The sequence below is a fragment of the Bartonella sp. AA23NXGY genome (assembly GCF_042197165.1).
Classification (GTDB): Bacteria; Pseudomonadota; Alphaproteobacteria; order Rhizobiales; family Rhizobiaceae; genus Bartonella.
The window spans coordinates 244,729-266,388 of sequence record NZ_JBHIRO010000002.1; the positions used below are offsets into that span (position 1 = coordinate 244,729).

General features: G+C 36.9%; 10 protein-coding genes and 1 pseudogene. 9 read left to right on the plus strand and 2 right to left on the minus strand.

The genetic code is table 11. From position 1 onward, the window contains the following. The first annotated feature begins 1,300 nt into the window (after nt 1-1,300). Together tmk and ACFINY_RS02115 are read left to right on the plus strand one after the other, a co-directional pair. Nucleotides 1,301-1,717, plus strand: a complete 417-nt coding sequence (tmk, locus tag ACFINY_RS02110) for a dTMP kinase (protein WP_375700785.1) — start codon at nt 1,301-1,303, stop codon at nt 1,715-1,717. A 600-nt stretch (nt 1,718-2,317) separates the two neighbouring features. After that, nucleotides 2,318-3,529: an MFS transporter gene (locus tag ACFINY_RS02115; RefSeq protein ID WP_375675411.1), complete on the plus strand. Its 1,212-nt coding sequence runs from the start codon at nt 2,318-2,320 to the stop codon at nt 3,527-3,529. A gap of 319 nt (nt 3,530-3,848) precedes the next feature. Here ACFINY_RS02115 and ACFINY_RS02120 read toward each other — a convergent pair whose 3' ends face one another. Continuing rightward, nucleotides 3,849-4,118: a hypothetical protein gene (locus tag ACFINY_RS02120; RefSeq protein WP_012754562.1), complete on the minus strand. Its 270-nt coding sequence runs from the start codon at nt 4,116-4,118 to the stop codon at nt 3,849-3,851. A gap of 2 nt (nt 4,119-4,120) precedes the next feature. Continuing rightward, nucleotides 4,121-4,567, minus strand: coding sequence for a hypothetical protein (locus ACFINY_RS02125; protein ID WP_375638175.1), 447 nt, complete (start codon nt 4,565-4,567; stop codon nt 4,121-4,123). A 494-nt stretch (nt 4,568-5,061) separates the two neighbouring features. Between ACFINY_RS02125 and ACFINY_RS02130 the strand changes: the two genes are divergently transcribed. The 7 genes and pseudogenes from ACFINY_RS02130 to ACFINY_RS02160 all read left to right on the plus strand — a co-directional run. Beyond that, a complete protein-coding gene (locus ACFINY_RS02130) occupies nt 5,062-5,568 on the plus strand; it encodes a helix-turn-helix domain-containing protein (RefSeq protein ID WP_375612888.1) in 507 nt (168 codons plus the stop codon). A gap of 1,053 nt (nt 5,569-6,621) precedes the next feature. Then, on the plus strand, nt 6,622-12,939 hold the full coding sequence (locus tag ACFINY_RS02135) for a Vomp family autotransporter (protein WP_375700786.1): 6,318 nt from the start codon (nt 6,622-6,624) through the stop codon (nt 12,937-12,939). 633 nt (nt 12,940-13,572) lie between these two features. Further along, a complete protein-coding gene (locus tag ACFINY_RS02140) occupies nt 13,573-18,504 on the plus strand; it encodes a YadA-like family protein (RefSeq protein WP_375700787.1) in 4,932 nt (1,643 codons plus the stop codon). Nucleotides 18,505-18,993: 489 nt separating this feature from the next. Continuing rightward, nucleotides 18,994-19,203, plus strand: coding sequence for a hypothetical protein (locus ACFINY_RS02145; RefSeq protein ID WP_375649240.1), 210 nt, complete (start codon nt 18,994-18,996; stop codon nt 19,201-19,203). Beyond that, nucleotides 19,190-19,489 carry a hypothetical protein gene (locus ACFINY_RS02150; protein WP_375649243.1) on the plus strand — a complete coding sequence of 100 codons (300 nt, stop codon included), beginning with the start codon at nt 19,190-19,192 and terminating at the stop codon, nt 19,487-19,489. The genes ACFINY_RS02145 and ACFINY_RS02150 overlap by 14 nt, the downstream gene beginning before the upstream one ends. Further along, nucleotides 19,479-19,796 carry a hypothetical protein gene (locus ACFINY_RS02155; RefSeq protein WP_375620819.1) on the plus strand — a complete coding sequence of 106 codons (318 nt, stop codon included), beginning with the start codon at nt 19,479-19,481 and terminating at the stop codon, nt 19,794-19,796. The genes ACFINY_RS02150 and ACFINY_RS02155 overlap by 11 nt, the downstream gene beginning before the upstream one ends. 426 nt (nt 19,797-20,222) lie before the next feature. Continuing rightward, nucleotides 20,223-21,660 (plus strand): annotated as a pseudogene (locus tag ACFINY_RS02160) (hypothetical protein); the annotation flags it as partial.

Here is a 21,660-nt window from a genome sequence, read left to right on the forward strand (position 1 = left end):
CATGTTAAATAGACATGCTATAAATTATACATTTTTACAAAAAGCTAATATATATGTTGTTAGGCATGTCAAGTTTTTTCGATAGAAGCATGGTACAGATTTGAACGATAACGTTTATCATAGCGATAGCTAATTTTGGAGAAACTGAGAGCGGAGGCGGTTGGTATTTTTACTGTATCTCTTGTGAGGTGCTTTTCCAATGAGGAGTTTCTTCGCTAAATGACCAGTATAGCTATGTTCTTGGGAGGGCTGTGTTTGCACTCTTAAGATTTCCTCCATTTATACTCAAGGTTGAGGTTTTTCTATTGACCGTTGTTAGATGTTGTTGTGACAATAAACTTCGTTATCTATCAGAAACATTTATGGCATTAGCGCTAAGGTATTGTATTAAAGCCTTTACATAGTAGTCTTTTTATAGGGAGAAGGTATTATTGGTTCAGTTTTAGGAGGCTTTATTACGGCTGATTTGGGCGTCGTCGTTGTTTGAGGTCTTATTATAATATTCTTAGTTTCAGTTTATGAATATACCGAAAAATATAGTGAAACATTTGATTTAAACGCTTTTGCAAGGCATATTTCAATATCTCAGCGATGTTTTCCAAGAATTGCTCTGCTGCTTTTTGACGGAATTGAATATCAAATGCTTATAGCGAGGGCAGTGGTTTGAGAAAAGATAGAGTTGATTTCATTAGATTTCTATGTAGTGCAATCCAGTACCAGCTCTTAAGGGACAATAATATACTGAGATCGAACTCATTTCTATACACTTACACGACGCTATAGGAGTAATCTTCAGAAACTCTACTAGAATTCGTTAAAAAATGGCAGGTTATGGAGTGTGAACAAAAAAATATATTTTTTACAAATACTTAATCTCATTTTAAGTTGTCTAAAATATAACCTTATCTTAAAACTAAGTCTATATACCGCCATTTATCATAAAGTTAATAAGTTATACAAAATGCGGGAGTATTGTGTTTTTCTGTTTAGAGACGAGTAAAAAACACCTTATTAAACATTAAGAGATTTCAGACATAAAACAATTTAACTTATGGAAAGTATATAGACAAAATGATCTTGATAAAAAAGTTTATAACTCCATGTGGTCTTCAAAGAAATTTTCTGGTTCTTTTATTGTCTTATGCGGGTTTGATGGGAGTGGTAAGACAACACAAACAAAAGAAATTGCTCGCCATTACTCAACAGAAAAACATATAATACAAACTTTTAACACAGTTCTTAGTATAGAAATAATCCAGAAATTAGAGATTACTTAGATAATGGAAAAGCAATTGATCCGTTGCTTTTAGCACTCTTATCAGCGACAGATAGACGCAAATATACGCTTGAAATTATTGAACCTTCCTTAACGTCATCGCAAAATTTATTAATTAGCGATCGATATGTTTATTCTAGTCTTGCTTATTTTTATGCTCAAGAGCTTTCTGTTGAAAGTGTCGTTAAATTAAATCAATCTATTCCAAGACCTCATATTACATTTTATCTTCATTTACCGCCCATTACTATACTGGAACGGTTGCAGAAAAGGGATGGTTTAAACTTAAAATACGAAGAAAAACTCTCTTTTATTGAAAAAATTTACAAAGTATACAAAGTTTTATCGGAAATAGATGAGCGGTTTATAACAATTAATGGAACTACTCCTGTTTCTTTAATTCATCATCAAATACGACATCATATAGATAAGTTTTTTTGATTATGAATAAAATCATTTATTAATCAATTTATCTACGATAAATCCTCCTTTATGTATTCTTACTCTAAATCTGAAACTTTAGAGATGTGATTGCAATAATTTAACTGCTCAGGAAAAATATCACGTTATATATTTTAATTAGAAAACTAACTGTAATGGGCTTGTTTTAAAAGATTTAGAGAAGGGGAGTAGAAAAGTTAGCAATATTTATTGTGAGGATAATAGTATGTTTATTCTTTTAGAGACGAAGTGTGGTGATAGAAGAACGACATGGAGGAATATACTCGAGCATATTTTAGTGCACAGAATAATAAGGACAATAATGTGAGTGAAGCTTCCATACCGTAAAATTGTTTCACAGATGTATAAAGGTGTAGCTTCTGAATAAAACGCACATAAAATATTAATTTTGTTTTTGTCCATAAATGTTCCGTTTTCATAGAAGAATTAATCATAAAACAGCACAAAGATTGTAAAAGCCTCAAAAAAGAAATTTTGCTTTCTTAAATTTAATGATCTAAAATAAAAATTGTAAGAATGCCTGTTTTTAAACAGGATGTATCATGCATATCGACTGGTATTCATTTTAGAGGATAATTTATGTTCACTTCAAATTTGAAGGAACGCATTGCTTTATTTGAAAATAGAACTTTTCTCTATTTTACTTTGAGCGGCTTATTTGCTACATTTGGAAGTGGACTAAATTATATTACATTGTCATGGCTCGCTTACAATCAGACGGGCTCAATCCGTGGTGTAGCGTTGATGATGCTTTTTCTTTGGACGCCTGGCATTATTTTTGCGCCTATTTTTGGCATATTGGCAGATAAATATAATCGTAAAACGCAGATTATTATTTCAAATCTTGTGAGAGGTTTGGTAATTGTAAGCTGGGTAATGCTTTGGCATTTTGGTATAGAAATTGAATTGATGGTCTTATCTGCTCTTTTGGGTATTTTTATCCCTTTTTATATGCCATCAGCTATTTCTTTAATTCAAAGTATTGTGCTGAAGGAACAGCTCATCAATGCAAATGCAACCATCGATATGGTTTATGAACTTGGCACTATCGTAGGTATGGGCTTAAGTGGATTTATACTGTCCTATGCAGGAACAAAAGGAACTCTTCTAATAGGTGGTATATTCTTTATCATTGCTGGTTTATTTAATTTTGCAATGAAGGTACCTAAAAACCGAAGATCTAAAAATCAAAACCAGCAAAATTGGTGGGAAAATTATACAGCATCCCTTCATTATTTTAAACAGAATCCGGCTCTTTTTGTACCTTATATAAGCCAGATGATTATTATGACTCTTTTGATGACCATTCCTGTTATTCTCGTTCCTTATATACAAGAGGTTTTACATGCGGATAGCAGGATCTTTGCAATATTTGAGGTGCTTTATTCTATGGGTGTATTGACAGGTGCGTTTTTTTCACCACTTCTTTGTAAAGTTTTATCTATCAGGAAAACATTAGCCATTTTATTAGCTTTTATGGCTATTGGCCTCGCTATTTTATCTGTTAATACACACAATTTTGTTGTTTTTCCTGTTTACTTTATGATTGGATTTGGACTTTCGAGTTGGGCTCTTTCGATTTCTTTATCACAACTCTCTTGTGATCCTGAATACCAAGGAAGATTGCAGGCAAGTTTTAATGGTATCTCTGGATGCTTGATCCTCGGAGTCTATCTCATCATGGCAAGCGATAACAGTAACATATCACCTCAATCGATATATTTTTTTCAAAGCATTGTTGCGTTTGTTGGAATACTCATAGTGCTGTTTTATAAACATGAAAAACAATAAATTACATTTAAGTGTGGACAACATACGCTATTTTATAAATATTTACGCTGCAGTACATTTCACATTTTGCTTTTAAAGGAGAGTTGAGAAAATGTAAAAGTTGGTGCTTAATGAACAAAGCATAAATTGATGTATGCTAGAGAATACTCTCTATTTTTTGATAATGATCTAAAAGAATTGATGCGTTTCTTTAATTCATCTCACTGTTGTTAAGAAGACGAAAACGTAACACTTTAAATCTTCTTGAAAGTTTTTTGTCTAAGCGTAGCAGAAAGTAAAGCGATGAGGTAATATCGTATCATATGGGGAGAGTATTGTATTATTTTTGTTTTTCAAAATCCATATGAAAAATTGTATCAATTTCATCTTCATTGGAATGAGTATTTCTACGACGATGCAAGGTTTGCACAATCTCTTTTTTTAAAACAGCATCTGTTTCACTTAAACGGTGAATACTGAGTTCCAATTCAAGAGATAACGCCAAATCCACGCACAGTTTAAGCTCTTCTCCAATGTCGAAACCGCGTTGATAGTCGTCATAAAGACCAACCAGTGTATCAGATAATTCTTTATCGCATAAAGAGGTCATGCTTAATTCCTCAACGTTGCGGGTTTCCATGCAGCTTTTTTAAGTATCACTCCACTATCATCACTTAAAATTGCCATGTATACGAACCTCATGGTTTTGTCAATTTTCTGCAAAATACGCGCTTTTAAATCAAAGCCTATTAAAGATTTTATTACTCCAAGATTTTGAAGCGCCCAATTGTAAATATGGATGGCAATGTGTTTGCTATAGAATTTATAGCATTTAAAATACATTGCCAAAAGGCTTTTAATATGCGTAGAGGAAGAGTATTCTGACGATAAACCAAACACCCTGAAATCTCTATTGCCAGTTACAGCTAAATCAGTGCTATTAATATATAAAATAAGCAAACAGGGTTTGTAAACGTCTAACTTTTTAATAACGAGTGATAATCTCATTTTTTGTAGAATACCAATTATTTCGCCTATTTTATATTGATTTTTAGACATTGATAAACTTTTTACCTTATAAAAACCTATGGGAAATACATTAGCATATTTTTGTAATAAGATTTCAGTGGTATATTACACAGCATGAAATGAAGAGAATCGTATTAGGCTTTTTGCTTTTGAAAGAATATGACTGCAACTTTTGAGAAAGCAGTTGGCAAGAATTGGCTTGGCATGCAAACTGATAGAGTTGGCAGTGGCGCATTTAGTTTTTTCATTGGCCTGTGTCCAAATGTTTTTGACTCTGGAAAATAGCCTCTGATAGGCTTGAGTTTTTCCAAGGTTATATTACAGGGGCGCAGCTCAGAAAAATACCACGGCGATTGCATTTTTTGTAATTGTCATAATTTTCGCTCCTGCTTAAATGGATGCTGTAACATCCGTTTTTGTGGGGTTATGTATGTGATAACTGCTCTTCTTAAGGGGCAGTAATGATAGATATAAATCAATATAATTATTTAGTCAACAATTATATTGATTTTGGAGTGTTTTTTTTGGCTCGTCCGGAAGCAAAACCTAAAACTGAGTTGGCAAAACGTTTTCGTAAAGTGCGTCACGCTCTTGGTTTTACAGAGCGTAAGCAGTTTGCTGAACATCTTGGTATCACTGCTGGCTCTATAGGAACTTATGAAACTGGTATAAGTGAGCCTACAGCCTCTGCGCTCTCCAAATATCAAGAAATTTGTGGTGTTTCATTAGATTGGCTAGTAACGGGAAATGGCGAGATGTTTTCAGATATGGCAAAGGCGAAAGCAGCTGGTTTTAAACCGCAGGCGATTCCTACTGGGCTGATGAAAAAGCTGGGACATTTAGTTTATACGACCTATCATGATGCAAAAATAACACTTTCTCCTGAAGATGTTGCGGAATTAGCAGCAGAGCTTTATGGAAGATTGCAAGAGCTTATTCAAAACCTCAATGATATAGAAGAAGTCGAAGCCACTTTGCCACTTTTAAAATTACATTTAAAGCGTAAAATCGAAACTGAAAAGCACATCTAGAAATTTCATAAGATACGAATGAACAGCCTTTAAAAAAAATAAAACTTTTTTGATTTTCTGCTGTATAACCAAGTTTGGAATGTGAAGATCTCACAATTTTTGAGTCTTTTATTCAACCTGAATAATAATAAATTATCATTATAAATCAATGCATTGCTCTAATACAGATAAAAAGAACGACGGGTAGCAATACAAACAAAATTTCTTCAAAAAGAAGCTAATATAGTGCCATTCCTGAAATATTTGTTGGTTGAAGAAAAGATACGGACAACAGTGAAAATACAGTGGGTTCTGTGAGAGGAAAGAGTTTAGAAAACAGCTTCTTTTCGGTTTGTGATATTAAAAAATTTATACAATAGTGAAAATACAATGACGATGTTTTGTTCCTATAGAAGGGTAACAGATATATAAGAGAGAAGAACGAAAGACTATTTATAGGCGCGCTTTTGTCTTTTTATGAAGATGATAAGATGAGCACGTTAAAACTTTTTACAGAGCGTGCATCATTATATTTAAGACAGATTTCTTTCAAAGAGATGTATAATATATTGAAACAGTTTACCTCGCAACAAAAAGTGAGATTATCATGATAATCGTCATTATTACATTATGCTATAAGTTAAAAAATCATAAATTTGTGCTTATAAGAACAGCTAATTTATTGAGAAGTATTTTTATAAATTTATAAAAAATAATTTTTACACTCTTGCCATTCTTCTGATGCGCTTTATTTGAAAAGTAGAATTGCTCTTTAGTGAAACTATTTTTGTTAAGAGATAAATCGCAGTATTTTTGAATGGAGATAACAGTATATTTTCAAAGTTTTGTGTTTTTATTTATTTTTTAGCTTGAATCCCTCTAGCTAAAAGGGTTGGGGACTTTTCTAGATTCGATGTTGTTGCAGAGATTTTAGGTCGATGCCGGATAAGTATCGGTATCGTAGGGGGGAGTTTTGTCTTGATTTATTGGTTTTTGAAGTGCGCAAACTAAGGGTTTTGCCATGTGTGTTTTCGCGCGTTGTGATGATGTTGAACTCTGTAGGAGGAGATTCTTATGAAAAAAAAATATTCCACACCAAATTTAATTAAAGTTGTCTCTCTTAGTACGGTAATGGCCACACTCTTATCGAGTGTTTCTCCTGTTTTTGCTGCTAATCTTGCGATAGTAGGAGGGACGAGTCAAAGTACACCTGGTACTGGTGTTGTATATCCACACGGTAGTCATGGGAGTGTTGTTTTTGCTGGTGATGATGACTACTGTGGTGCAGACAATGTTATTGGTCGTGGCGGCAAACAACAGCAGGGAATTTCCGATAATCAACGAATAACCGCACAAGAACAATATGAGCGATTTATTGGTGAGAAAGTTTTTAATGGTCGTAAACCTTATGGCACGACCACTGAAAAGGTTACTTGGCAAGGCGCTGGGATTCTAACCAACAATGCTACTTATATGGGAACAAACACTAGTGGTATCATTAATGCTATGCCTGAGGCTTACGGTGTTTATTCTTTTGCAACGGGTTGTGGATCTGCAGCGACGGGTAATTATTCAACCGTATTTGGTGCAGGTGCGACAGCAAAGGCAGGGGGTGCACAAGCTTTTGGTGTTTCCGCACTTGCAAGTGGTATAGCAAGTGTTGCTATGGGTGTAGGCTCAGAAGCATCGGGCAAATCTTCAGTTTCTATTGGAGGGCTTGCAACTGCATTAGGTACAAATAGCATTGCTTTAGGTACAAAGGTAAAGGCAGAAAAGAGTTATACGATTGCTATAGGTACAGATGCTGAAGCTAAAGCTTCAGGTGCTATTGCAATAGGGGGCAGGCGCTCTGACAGAACCGAAGAAAATGATCCTAACAGAAAAGTAATCGCGAATGCTGAAAATGCGATTGCTATAGGTACGCAAGCTTATGCTGAAAAGGAAGATTCGGTTGCCATTGGTGTAAATTCGCAAGTGCTTGTTAGAGATGGTGTTGCTGTAGGTGGTGGGGCTATCTCTGATAGAGAGAAGGGGGTTGCTGGTTATGATCCTGCAACAGGTAAAGGGACAACAAAAACCAGTATAGCATGGAAGAGCACCACAGGCGCTTTTAGCGTTGGTGAAGTTGGCGGTCGTGGTAATGGTACGTTAACACGACAAATTACAGGGGTTGCAGCTGGAAGTGAAGATACCGATGCGGTAAACGTGGCGCAACTAAAAGCTATGAAAGATATCATAGCAGGGGGAGGGGGGTGGAAACTTTCTGCTAACGATACCGATCCGACAGATGTGAATTCAGGCAATACTGTAGATTTTTCAGTGAAAAGTGAAAAAGAAGCGGGAAAAGACAACTTAAAGATTGCAAAAAACACTGCAGATAATAAGCATAAAATTGAATTTACTTTAAATGATCATCTTAAATTGACGCAAGTCACCACAGGCCAAAGCACGATGAGTGATGATGGCTTTTTTGTTAACGGTGAAAGCGGTTCACGCATGACTGTAGACGGCTTTTTTATTAATGGTAATGATGGTCCAAGCATGACTATTGATGGTATTGATGCAGCCAAGCAAAAGATCACAAACGTAGCAGATGGGTCTGAACCTAACGATGCAGTGAATTATAAACAGTTGCAAGAGGTGAAAAACGCGAACAAAACGAGTTGGCAGCTTGCTGTTAACGGTGGAAATGCTACGGCTATTGGTCCAAATGGTACAGTAAATTTTCAGTCAGTTGACAATAAAGGTACAAAAAATATCAAGATCGAAAAAGATAATGATCACAATGTCACATTTGATCTAGCTGATGATATTCAGGTAATGACTGTCACAGCAGGAGACAGCATTATGGATGCTGCTGGCTTTAGATTTGACGGTGATGAGGGGCCGAGCATAACTGTTAATGGCATTCATGCTGGTAATAAAACGATTAAAGGGGTAGCGGCAGGGGAAGAAGATACTGATGCTGTAAATTATAAGCAGTTGACGGAGGTAAGAACACTTGCTGAAGCAGGCTGGAAACTTTCTGTTGATGGGAACAATGCTACAGATGTTAAAGCTGGGAGTACAGTAGATCTTGTTGCGGATGCGGGTGAGGACGGAAGCAAAAATATAAAGATTGCAAAAGACAGTAATAAAGTTACATTTTCTTTGAATGATAACCTTAAGCTTACGAGTGTCACGACAGGCAACAGCATTATGAGTGATGAGGGCTTTAAGTTTATTGATGGTAATGGACCAAGCATAACTTTGAATGGTATTAATGCTGGTGATAAAAAAATTACAGGAGTAGCTAAGGCAGAAGGCAATACTGATGCTGTAAATTATGAACAGCTGAAAGAGGTAAGGACACTTGCAGAAAATGGCTGGAAACTTTCTGTTGATGGTAACAATGCTACAGATGTTAAAGCTGGGAGTACAGTAGATTTTGTTGCTGGTGAAAATGAAGATGGTAGCAAAAATATAAAAATTGCAAAAGACAGTAATAAAGTTACATTTTCTTTGAATGATACTCTTAAGCTCACGAGTGTCACGACAGGCAACAGCATTATGAGCAACGATGGCTTTAAGTTTGTTGATGGTGGTCCAAGCATAACTATGAAAGGTATTGATGCTGGTGGCAAAAAGATTACAAAAGTGAAAGCTGGTACTGATGATACTGATGCAGTAAATTATAAACAGCTGAAAGACTTTACAGCGGGGATGGAAACGGGCTGGAAACTTGCTGTTGAAGATGAAGAAGCTACAGATGTTGAAGCAGGAAGTACAGTAAAGTTTGTTGCAGTTAAGCATAAAGACGATGATAATAATGAGAGTGAGAACACAAATATAAAAATTACCAAAGGTGATAACAATGAAGTAAAGTTTGATTTAAGCGAATATATTAAAGTTGGTCGTGTAGAAACAGGGGACAGCAGAATGAGTAATGCCGGTTTCATGATCAAAGATGGCCCAAGAATGACCAAGGGTGGTATTCATGCCGCCAATACAAAAATTACAGGAGTCGCAGATGGTAGCAATGAGCATGATGCTGTTAATCTTTCACAATTATATAAAATGAAGTTTGAGATAGAAGACAATAGTCTTGTTAAATGGAGTAAAAGTAAAAAAAATATTACCATTGGTGCTGAAAAAGAAGGTATCGAAATCAATATTGCGAACTCTGAAGGCAAGGATCGAATTATTTCTGGCGTTGCAGTTGGAAAAGTCAGTTCCGATTCAACAGAAGCAATAAATGGCCATCAACTGTTTAATTATATTACTAATATAGTGGATTTTTTTGGTGGTGAGGAGACAGATATACTTAATGGTATCAAACCAACTTTTATGGTTCAGAATACAAAACACGACAATGTAACGGATGCTTTCGCTGCTGTTGATACTTCTATCACAGATATTTATAGTCAGATTAATAATGTAACAGAAAATAGTCTTGTTAAATGGAAAGAAGATCAGAAGCTTATCACTATTGGTGCTGAAAAAGGCGGTACGAAAATTGATATTACAGGTACTGAGGGAGAGCGAACCATTGCAGGTGTAAAAAATGGTGAAATTTCCAAAGACTCCATGGAAGCTGTAAATGGTAGTCAAATTAATACAATCTCTGGAGATATTGCAAAATTCTTTGGTGGTGGTACTTCATTTGAAAATGGTGTTTTTGTTGGACCACAGTATAATTTATCTACCGTTTCTGCAGATGGTAAGGTAGAACAGAAAACATTTGACAATGTTGGTGAGGCTCTTGAAGGACTTGATGTAAATGTCAAGAATGTGAATAAACATATACAATATGTAGACAAGAAATTTGATGATAAATTTGATAAATTTTCTCAAGACGCGTTACTTTGGAGTGAAGAGGAAAAAGCGTTTGTCGCACTGCGTGGACCAAATGGACAGAAGACAGATAGTAAGATTAAGTTCCTTGCGGATGGCGATATTTCAGGAGATTCAACAGATGCAATAAATGGTTCTCAACTTTATAAGATGGGCGATAAGATTGCGAATTATTTTGGCGGTGGTGCTCGCTATGAGAATGGAGAGTGGATAGATCCTACTTTCAAAGTTTCTCAGCGTAATGAGGATGGCACTATTGTTGAGAAAAAGCATCATAATGTCGCTGATGCTTTTGAAGGTGTCAATAATTCTATTACGGATATCTATAATCAGATTAACAATGTAACAGAAAATAGCCTTGTAAAGCAGGAGGGAGAAGATGGTCTTATTACTGTGGGTAAAGCAACCGGTGGTACTGAAATCAGCCTTGTAAATAAAGATAAGCAAGAAAGAACACTTTCCGGTGTAAAAGATGGAGAACTTTCTCGAACATCTACTGAAGCAGTAAATGGTTCACAACTTTTTGCTACGAATGAGAAGGTTACAACTGTTACTGATAATCTTAAAACAGTCGCTCAAAATACATCGAAATATTTTGGGGGTAGTACAGATGTACTGAATGGTGTAGAACCAGCTTTCCTTATTCAGGGGAAGACCTATCATAATGTTACGGAAGCGTTTACAGGTGTTAATACTTCTATCACAAATATTGATAATAAGATTTCCGATGTGGTAAAAAATAGTCTTGTTAAGCAAGATGGAGGTGCATCAGGTATTATTACTATTGGTAAGGATACCGCTGGTACTGAGATCAATATTGCAGGTGTTGGTGGTTCAGGACGTAAAATTTCTGGCGTGCGGGAGGCAGAAAATGGTGATGAAGCTGTTAACAAAGACCAACTTGATAAAAGCATAGATAAGATTTCTAAAGATATTGAGACAGTAACTGCTGCTGCGGTTCTCTATGATAAGAATGACGATAATAGTGTTAATTATGGTAGTGTAACTTTGGGCGGCGATAAGAACAACGGACCAGTTGCTCTTCATAACGTAAAAGATGGTAGCATTTCTGAAAATTCCAACGATGCAATCAATGGTAGTCAGATTAATAAAATATCAGCAGATATTGCAAAGTTTTTTGGTGGTGGTGCAAAGTTCATTAACGGTGCTTTTGAAGGGCTGAAATATACTTTATCCGCTATTGTAGGTGGTGAAGTAGGGAAGGCTAATTTTTACAATGTTGGTGATGCTTTAACAGGTCTTGATAAAAATGTTCAAGATGTGAATCAACGCTTAACGAATGTATCCAATGAGTTTAACCAGAAAATTGAAGATTTCTCTAAAGATGCTTTACTGTGGGATGATGAGGAAGAAGCATTTGTGGCACGTCATGAAAAAGATGGTAAGAAAACAAACAGCAAATTGAAGTATCTTTTAGATGGTGAGATTGCTCAAGGTTCAACAGATGCCATTACGGGCAACCAACTTTATTCCATGAATAACCAACTTGCGAATTATTTCGGTGGTGGTGCCAAATATGAGAATGGCAAATGGACAGATCCTACTTTTAAGATTGTTCAAGTCAATGCTGATGGTACGACTGTTGAGACAGAGCATCATAATGTCGCTGATGCTTTTGGTGACGTCAATAAAAATATGTCAAATATTAATAACCGTATTGATGATGTCATCAACAAGGTCGATTCAGATGCTTTAAAGTGGAATGATAAAGAAAAAGCCTATGATGCTGGTCGCGATGGAAAGCCGAATAAAATTATCAATGTAGCTGATGGTAAAGTTGAAAAAGGCTCGAAAGATGCCGTCAATGGTGGGCAACTTTGGGAAACCAATGAACGTGTCACTGGTGTCGAAAAAGATGTGAAACATCTTACCAACAGAGTTGATACCATTTCCAATACGATTGCTGATATTGGTGATACAGTTATCAATATTGATGCCAAAGTTGATAACATCAATAATAGAGTTGACGGCATTGAAGAGGATGCTGTTCGTTATGATAGAGATGAAAACGGCAAAAAAACCAATAAAATCACATTAGCGGGGGGGGATGCCAGTGAACCTGTTCTGATTGATAATGTAGCTGATGGTAAAATTGAAAAAGGCTCGAAAGAGGCTGTAAATGGTGGTCAACTTCATGATTATACTAAAGAACAGATGAAGATTATTCTTGATGAATCCAAGCAGTATACAGATCAACGGGTTAATAATATTGTGATTGATGCGATTGATGATGCTGTTGATCGGGCTAAGCAATATACAGATATGAAGTTTGATATTTTAAACTATAGTATTGAGAGTGTGAAAAAAGAGGCAAGACAAGCAGCGGCTATTGGTCTTGCAGTGTCTAACTTACGCTACAATGATACACCTGGAAAATTAAGCGTTGGATTTGGTACTGGTTTATGGCGTAGTCAGTCTGCATTTGCCTTTGGTGCAGGTTACACCTCAGAAAATGGAAAATACCGCTCTAACATATCCGCAACAACTTCTGGAGGTCACTGGGGTGTAGGTGCGGGATTCAATATGACATTGAATTGATAATAAACAAAATACATAAAAATTCCTTTTCACCCCTGTCTCATGAGGCAGGGGTGAATTGTTGTTACGTATGTAAAAAAATATATATAAATTGATAAGCGCTAACGATAAATACAGGTTTAAAAAACAGAAAAACCGGACGCTTTCAAAAAAATGAACTTCTTATTTCAAAATAAGATAATAAGTTTTTCCATAAATTATAAGTTCATTATTTTTTCTTTAATTTTTAAATCTGAAAAATCTGTAGCACTCTACAGATAGAAAAAAACCTTTTGCTCTCTACAAATCTATTAAAAAGCTTTCTACTAAGATAAAAGTACACATTCAAATGTATTTCAACTTTACTGGAAGAAGTTATAAAACAATCCACTAAATCAACTCTACCCCTTGCAAAAAACAAACAATAAGTTTAAAAGTTAAAAAAACTAATCACCACAAAGAAATTTACTTTCTTAGGAAATGTAAAAGAGCAAAACACATTAACCATAAAAGCTAAAAACACAACTTCTCTCTCTTTGCAGTCCGGTACTAAATTTTTGAATACGCTTAGAAAAACCAAATTTAGGAAACTTTATAGCGTTTAAATGTGTCTTTTTTGTGTTTATAGTTATTTCTTTCATTGGGGAGTTCATTATGAAAAAATTATATACAAAATTAGCAGGGAGCAATTTAAAATTTTCCCGTTTTCCTTTTATTAAAGTCCTATCCTTGACTTCAATAGCTGCACTTTTAGCCAGTATTTCCCCTGTTTTTTCGAATGATCTTGATTCAGGAGAAGAGATTTCTGCAAACATAAGGAACACTGCTGAGATATATCCACAAAGTATTGTCTCTGTTTATGATAGCTATAACAGTGATTTGGATTCTTCTAGTGCATCACAGGAAAATTATTTAACAGCGCTGAATGTTTCTTTGACATCCAAGGTAAGTGCTGCTGATGACTATGCAAATTTTTTAACCAAAACTCTTACTGGTGTGAGCGATTATAGTCCTATAGTGAATGTTTTGGCAGAAGCCAGCGATTCAATACGTTCAATTGATATGAATGCTGGAAGTAAAAAAATAACAAGAGCAGCTTTAACTCCAAGAGTTGTAACGGGCGGTCAAATGACTAGGGATGGGAATTTGGGTAATCCTCTTGTCCATGGTGAACGAGCTCAGGGAGAAGCTCATGATGCTATTGTTTACGGGCAGGTAGCGCAGACGAAGGCTGACCAAGGGATTGCAATCGGCTTAACTGCTTTAGCCGGTAGGAGTAGAGATACTAAAAATAGCATTGCAATCGGCTCTTCTCTAACCGATAGTTATGATGAAAAAGAGAGAACAGTTTCATTAGGTGATTTTTCAATAGCCTTCGGTAGTAAAGCACATAGTTATGCAAATGAAGCGATTGCTATGGGGTACAATGCATATGCACAGGAGCAGGCGCTGCAGGGAATTGCTATAGGCGCTAGCTCTAATGTGACGGTTGCGGCAGGTGTTGCTCTAGGAAGCGATTCTATATCCGATAGGGCTGCTGGTGAGCTTGGCTACACTTCTTTGTTGCAGGGGCCTGCAACAAACGTTGAGGCGCAATGGAAAAGTACGCGGGGCTCAGTTAGTGTTGGTGATTATAGTAAGGGTATAACCAGACAAATTACAGGCGTAGCAGCTGGTTCTAATGTTACCGATGCAGTGAACCTTAGACAGTTGCAGGACTTAGAACAAGTTGTAAGACAAAACGGTTGGAAATTCTCTGTTGGAGATAAAAATGCTACAACTGTTCTTATGGATAGCGCGGTAGATTTTTCCGCTGGAAGTAGCAACCTAAATATTACAAAGGGCAAAGAGGACAATAAAGTAAAGTTTGATCTGGCTCAAGACATTGCACTGGAGAGCGTAAAGGCAGGTAAAAATACCTTCGATGCTACGGGCTTAGTAATTACTGATGGTCCGAAAATAACCACCGGTGGTATTGATGCTGGAAATAAAAAGGTAACGGGTGTTACATCTGGTGATCTTAGTGCAGATTCACAAGAGGCGGTAAATGGTAGTCAGTTGAATGTTGTAGCTACCCATATAGCTGGATATTTAGGCGGTGGTGTTAAATTTACGAATGGTCAATGGGATAATCCAGAGTTCAAAATTAAAACTTTAAATCCTGAGACGAATGAGATTGAAGAAGAAAGTTTTCCAAATGTAGCCAAAGCCTTTGAAGGTGTGGGTAAGTCTTATGTAAATCTTCACAATGAGATTAAAAAAGCTGCCGATGATAGTGTTTTTAAATGGCATGCCGAAACGGAGAGCATTACAATTGCTGCCAGTGAGGGAAAAGGTGGGCAAGAAAGTATTGCTATAGGTAAGCTTTCAAGTGCAACTGCCGATAATGGTATTGCATTAGGTGGTTCTGCAAATGTATCTGGTGAAAATAGTATCGCATTAGGTGGTTTTGCAAATGCATCTGGTGAAAATAGTATTGCATTAGGTGGACTTTCAGCTGCAACAGCTAAAAATAGTATGGCATTAGGATCAAATGTACAAGTACTTCCTGAGGGTGGTGTTGCTGTGGGTTATAAATCTGTTTCTCGTAACTCAGTGTCCACAGTTGGCTATGATCCTTCCATAGGGAGCCAGTCAACGGATGATGGTGTGATATGGAAGAGCACTCAAGGAGCTTTTAGTATTGGTGATACTCCGAATAAGATAACACGACAGCTTACAGGTGTGGCAGCGGGTTATGCAGACACTGATGCCGTCAACATTGCGCAGCTGAAAAAATTAAGGGAATTTGTAGCACAAGGGTGGACACTTTCTCTTAATGATAAGGCTGTTTCAAACTTTCAGCCGGGTGATATATTAAATTTGGTTTCTGGAAGCAAAAACTTTGAGATTAAAAATAGTGATACAACAGACAGTAAAGACAAAAAAATAACATTTGATTTGGCACAAGATGTCACATTGAACAGTGTAAAATTAAAAGACGTCACTTTAGATAAAACGGGCTTAACGATTGAAAATGGCCCCAAAGTAATAGCGGATGGTATTGATGCTGCAGGTAAAAAAATAACAGGTCTTGCGGGTGGAGATCTTAGCTCAAATTCGACAGATGCCGTTAATGGTGGTCAGCTTCATACAATCACTGGGGATTTATCAAAAATTTTAGGAGGAGATGTATCCTTTGATGGAAAAAACTTTAAAGTACCAGGGTATAAATTATCGAATATTGATAAAAAAGGTGAAGTAACAGATAAATCTCATACCGATGTTGGTTCTGCCTTTAAAGGACTTGATGATAATATCAAGAATGTGAATGCTCGTATAAAGGAATTTGAAAATGACCTCTCTTCGAATAGTTTAAATTGGGATGGCAGTGTAGGTGATGGTGGTGCCTACAATGCTGCTCATGGTGAGAAGGGTGCGAGCAAGATTGTTAATGTCGCTGATGGTAAGGTAGAGAAAGATTCGCACGAAACTATAACAGGTTCCCAGCTTTATGCACTGGGCAACAAAGTTGCAGAATATTTTGGCGGCGATGCTACGTATGAGAATGGCGTATTGAACAAACCAACCTTCAAACTCAAAGTTTTCAACTTAGAGAGCAATGAAATTGAAGTTGAAGAAAAAACCTACAATAATGTAGCGGAAGCCTTTGACGGAATTGATAAGAATTTCCAGAGTGTGAATAAGAATGTGCAGAACATCGTTAATGATTTTAATGACAAAGTCACGAATATCAAAGAATCTGTCCAAGGCGATGCTCTGTTGTGGGATGGTAAAGAACAATCCTTTGTAGCCAAGCATGGGGAAAAAGATGGAGAAAAGGAAAACAGCAAGATCACATCACTTGCCGCTGGTTCTATAATATCAGCTTCGAGTGATGCGATTAATGGCGATCAGCTTCATGCAATCACTGAGGATTTATCAAAAATTTTAGGTGGAGATGTATCCTTTGATGGCAAAAACTTTAAAGTACCAGAGTATAAATTATCGAATATTGATGAAAAAGGTGTTGTAACAGATAAACCGCATACCGATGTTGGTTCTGCCTTTAAAGGGCTTGATGACAATATCAAGAATGTGAACGCTCGCATTAAGGAGGTCTCAGAGGGAGTTGCACAAGATTCTTTATCTTGGAGCGATGGTGACAAAGCTTTTGTCGCTCTGCATGGGAAAGGTGAAGACAGAAAAGCAAGCAAGATCACATCACTTGCGGCTGGCTCTATAGTATCAGGCTCGAGTGATGCGGTTAATGGTGGACAGATTTATGATCTGAATCAGTCGCTAGCAAAGTATTTTGGTGGTGATGCTAAGTATGATGGTGATGGCTGGGTCCTTCCAGGTTTCAAGATAATGACTTTCCAAGAAGATGGAAGCTTTGTAGAGGAGGATTATGATAGCATTGCAGCCGCGTTTGCCGGTGTAAATAAGGTTTTCAAGAATCTTCATAATGAGATTTCAGACAACATTGAGCAAAATGCGTTGTTGTGGAGTGATGATGCAGGTGCGTTTGTAGCACAGCATGAGGAAGAAGGTAAAAAGGAAAACAGCAAGATCACGTTCCTTGCGAAAGGAAAGATATCAGAAGATTCGACTGATGCGATTAATGGTGGTCAGATTTATACTCTTCAACAGACATTTGCCTCATATTTTGGTGGAGGAGCTGGTTATGATAAGGAAGGAAACTGGCAAGGACCAAAATTCACCGTTCAGGTCTTTAATAAGGATGGTACGAAAGGTGATAAAGAGGAGCGTAATAATGTCTCTGAAGCATTTGATGTTGTTAATGACAGCATGAGCACTATCAACGATCGTATAAAAGAAGTTGAAAAAGGTACCTCTTCGAATAGTCTGAATTGGAATGAAGAAAAAGGAAGCTATGATGCATCTCATGTTGATGCTCAGGGTGTTAAGAGTCCAAGTAAGATTATCAATGTAGAGGATGGCAAGGTAGACAGAGATTCAAAAGAAGCTGTGAATGGAGGACAGCTTTGGGAAACTCAGCAAATGATTACAGATCAGGTCAAGGATATTGAAAATAAAGTTACGGAGGGATCTGTACAATACGATAAAGATAAAAAAACGGGCAAAAAGACCAATAAAGTTACATTAGTTGGTGGAGATGAAAGTTCTCCAGTATTAATAGCCAATGTAGCCGATGGAAAGATTGAAAAGGATTCGAAAGAAGCGATTAATGGCGGTCAATTAAAAGATAAGATGGATTTTGTGCTTGAAAATGCCAATAAGTATACGGATGAGCAAGTTTCTCATCTTGTAAAAGATGGAGTTAGTGAGGCTAATTCGTATACGGATATGAAGTTTTCGACATTAAGTTATGCTGTTGAGGATGTTCGAAAAGAGGCAAGACAAGCAGCAGCTGTTGGTTTAGCAGTAGCTGGTTTACGCTATAGTGATATTCCTGGAAAATTAACAATCGCATTTGGTAGTGGTTTATGGCGTAGTCAATCTGCTTTTGCTTTTGGTGCAGGTTATACTTCAGAGAACGGTTATATTGGTTCCAACTTGTCAATTACCACTTCTGGAGGTCACTGGGGTATAAGTACAGGGGTTAATGTGATACTCAACTAATAAACGACTAAATCCATAAAATTGATTTGCCTTTTTCTTAATTGAAGAAAAGGGCAAATTTTTTACTTTCTTCCAGAGTTCTCTAAAGCTATTCTAAATGTATAAAACACCCGTAATTATATAAAATCCGAATATAAAAAGCCTATGACAACTTTTTTTGAGAATAAAAGACCTTAATGGTAAAGATTTAAAAAATTGATTGCTATTATTTTGATTTATTAAAATGCTTCAAGAAATGTAAATACGAATATACCCTTTATTAAAAGAAGACAGTTTTAGCTTTTATTTTCGTATAGTTTTAAACGTATGCTTTATAATGCAACGATCTACAGATATGCAACGTACTCCAAACACAAGTATTGCTTTAGGGTAGTGGAGCGCAAACGGAAAAAGAATGAAGCGTTTCTGTAGGCAATATGGCTTACGCTTTAGAGAAAAGCAGTATCGCAATAGGTAGTGAATATAATAAGAAGAGCGAATACGGGGAAAATGATTATACAACTTGCGAAGAGTGATTATTCAACAGTAGTGGGAGCTATTTCTAAAGCTTTAGAATATGGTTCGATTTCACTTGGTCATTCCGTGCTATATGCATTTGCTCAAGAAGCTATTTCTATGGGCTTCTATTCAAAAGCAAATGGGGTTGGAAGTATCGCTTTAGGTTCTTATTCTAAAGTGACGGTTGATGGGGGCTATTGAGAACAACTCTGTGTCCGGTAGGGCTGATGGCGTTTTTGGGTATACGTCTCTTCTGAAAGGACCGGCTAAAAACACTGAATTTCAATGGAAAAGTACGAAATTTGCAGTAAGTATTGGTGTTCCTAGTAAAAACATAACGCGACAAATTATAGGTGTAGCAGCTGGTAGCAAACCTGCCGATGCAGTGAACCTTAGACAGTTGCAGGATTTAGAAGAAGTCGTAAGAAAAAAAGGTTGGAAACTGTCTATTTCTGGTGAGGCAGCTAAAGATATGGGTGCTAGATAGTACAATAAATTTTTCATCTGGAGGAAGTAACTTCAGGGTTAAAAGAGATAAGGACGATGAAAATAAGCTCATATTTGGTTTGGCTAATGATATAGCATTGAAAAGCATAACATTAGGAGAGAAAAGAAAAGTCGATGCAACAGGCTTAGTAATTACTGATGTCCCGCAAATAACCACCGGTAATATTAATGCGGCAAGTAAAAAAGTAACAAATGTTGCAGAAGGAACTAGCAATACTGATGCAGTGAATTTTTCACAACTGAAGGGAATAAAAGAACAAGTAGCAGTGAGTATTTTTGTAAAATAGGATACAGCAACGAGACACATTACCATGAGTAAGGATATAGATGGGGCATTTTAGTAAAAAGCTTTCATAAATCCTCTAATGAAATAAAAGATCTTACTCACGAAAAATAAACTGATGCCTAAGCGGATGATCAATAGGCACAAAAATTATACCTTTTTCAAAGAGATCAAAGCTAAAAACGATACACAACCTTTGATAGAAAAATGAAATCCATTCTAATATTAAGTATTTTTTTACCTTCCTCAAATTGACTTTCACGAACCTACCCCTAGTTACCCTCTAAAGGCGTTGCAGAAACAACAGCTTACGTCTTAATTTTATTTATGTACTAAAACGCGCTGTAAAAGCAGGAACACGCAAGGGAAATAAGAAAGCTCTAGAACACACCTTTTTTGTGTTTTTAATCTATTGTTATGAGGGGGTATTATGAAAAAATATTCAACACCAAATTTGATTAAAGCTGTTTCATTGGGAACAGTTATAGCGGCGCTCTTGTCGAGTGTTTCTCCTGTGGTTGCTGCAAATCTTGCGATAACAAGTGATAAAGTTCAAAGTACAAGTGGTCCTAGCGTGTCTTATCAATACGCTAGCCATGGCAGTATTGTATTAGCTGGCGATAAGGATTACTGTGGTGTGTTTAATGTTGTTGATCGTGGTGGAAGCAATCAAGGTACTAATAACCAAATCACTGCAGAGGAACTATATGAAAGAGTTTCTATGAATAAAGAGATTAATGGCAAGCGTCCTTTTAACTGGGCGAAGGTTCAGCTTAATTGGGTTGATGATGGTCTGACCGGTAAGGGGGGATATATGGGAAAAGCAACCGGTGGTCTTTCAAATGTTCTGCCTGAAGCTTATGGTGTGTATTCTTTTGCAACTGGGTGTGGATCTTCCGCAACGGGGCATTATTCAACAGCATTTGGAGCGGCTGCAACTGCAAAGTTTGGGGGATCACAAGCTTTTGGTATTGCTGCACTTGCAGGTGGACAAGCAAGTATTGCTATAGGGGTTGCGTCTGAAGCAGTAGCAAGCAATACGATTGCTATTGGTGGGCGTGCAAAAGCAAAAGGCGTTGATAGTATTGCATTCGGTAACAAATCACTTGCAGGTGGACAAAAAGCAATTGCTATAGGTTATGGTGCTCAAGCTCAAACAGATCTTTCGATAGCGATTGGTTCAGATGCAAGAGCGACTGAGCATAAGGGTGTTGCTCTTGGGAGCGAGTCTGTGGCTGATGTTGCTGCTGGCGCTATCGGGTATAATTCTTTAACTAAAGGCCCTTCAGATTCTGACGACATGATATGGGCGAGTACGCTAGGTGCAGTGAGTGTTGGTGATGCTAAATCAAAAAAAACGCGCCAGATTGTAGGAGTGGCAGCTGGTAGTGGCGACACTGATGCCGTTAATGTTGCACAGTTAAAATCATTACAAAAATACGTAGACCAAGGTTGGACACTATCTGTTGGAGGTAAAAATGCTAAAGCTGTTGGTGTACAAGATACTGTAGATTTGTCGGCTGCAAGCGACAACCTTAAGATTACAAAAGGTGAGGAAAACAATAATGTAACATTTGATCTAGCTAATAATATTACAGTGGAACGAGTTACCGCTGGGAGAAGCTCTATCAGTGATGATGGCATTTTGTTTGCTGATGGGGCTAAAATAACTGTGGATGGTATTGATGCTGGCAATAAGCAGATTACAGGAGTGGCAGCTGGGGAAGAACCTGATGATGCAGTGAATTTTGCGCAGTTGGAGCAGGTTAATCGGGACGTTGCAAGTGTAAGTCAAAATACATCACAATATTTTGGTGGTGGTGCAGATGTATCTAATGGTAAAGCACCAACTTACACAATTCAGGGTA

Excerpts from the sequence above, each read along its gene's own strand:
- ACFINY_RS02125 (WP_375638175.1), bottom strand. The coding sequence starts at position 4,567 with ATGTCTAAAAATCAATATAAAATAGGCGAAATAATTGGTATTCTACAA.
- ACFINY_RS02120 (WP_012754562.1), bottom strand. The coding sequence starts at position 4,118 with ATGACCTCTTTATGCGATAAAGAATTATCTGATACACTGGTTGGTCTT.
- ACFINY_RS02115 (WP_375675411.1), top strand. The coding sequence starts at position 2,318 with ATGTTCACTTCAAATTTGAAGGAACGCATTGCTTTATTTGAAAATAGA.
- ACFINY_RS02140 (WP_375700787.1), top strand. The coding sequence starts at position 13,573 with ATGAAAAAATTATATACAAAATTAGCAGGGAGCAATTTAAAATTTTCC.
- ACFINY_RS02145 (WP_375649240.1), top strand. The coding sequence starts at position 18,994 with ATGATTATACAACTTGCGAAGAGTGATTATTCAACAGTAGTGGGAGCT.
- ACFINY_RS02135 (WP_375700786.1), top strand. The coding sequence starts at position 6,622 with ATGAAAAAAAAATATTCCACACCAAATTTAATTAAAGTTGTCTCTCTT.
- ACFINY_RS02150 (WP_375649243.1), top strand. The coding sequence starts at position 19,190 with ATGGGGGCTATTGAGAACAACTCTGTGTCCGGTAGGGCTGATGGCGTT.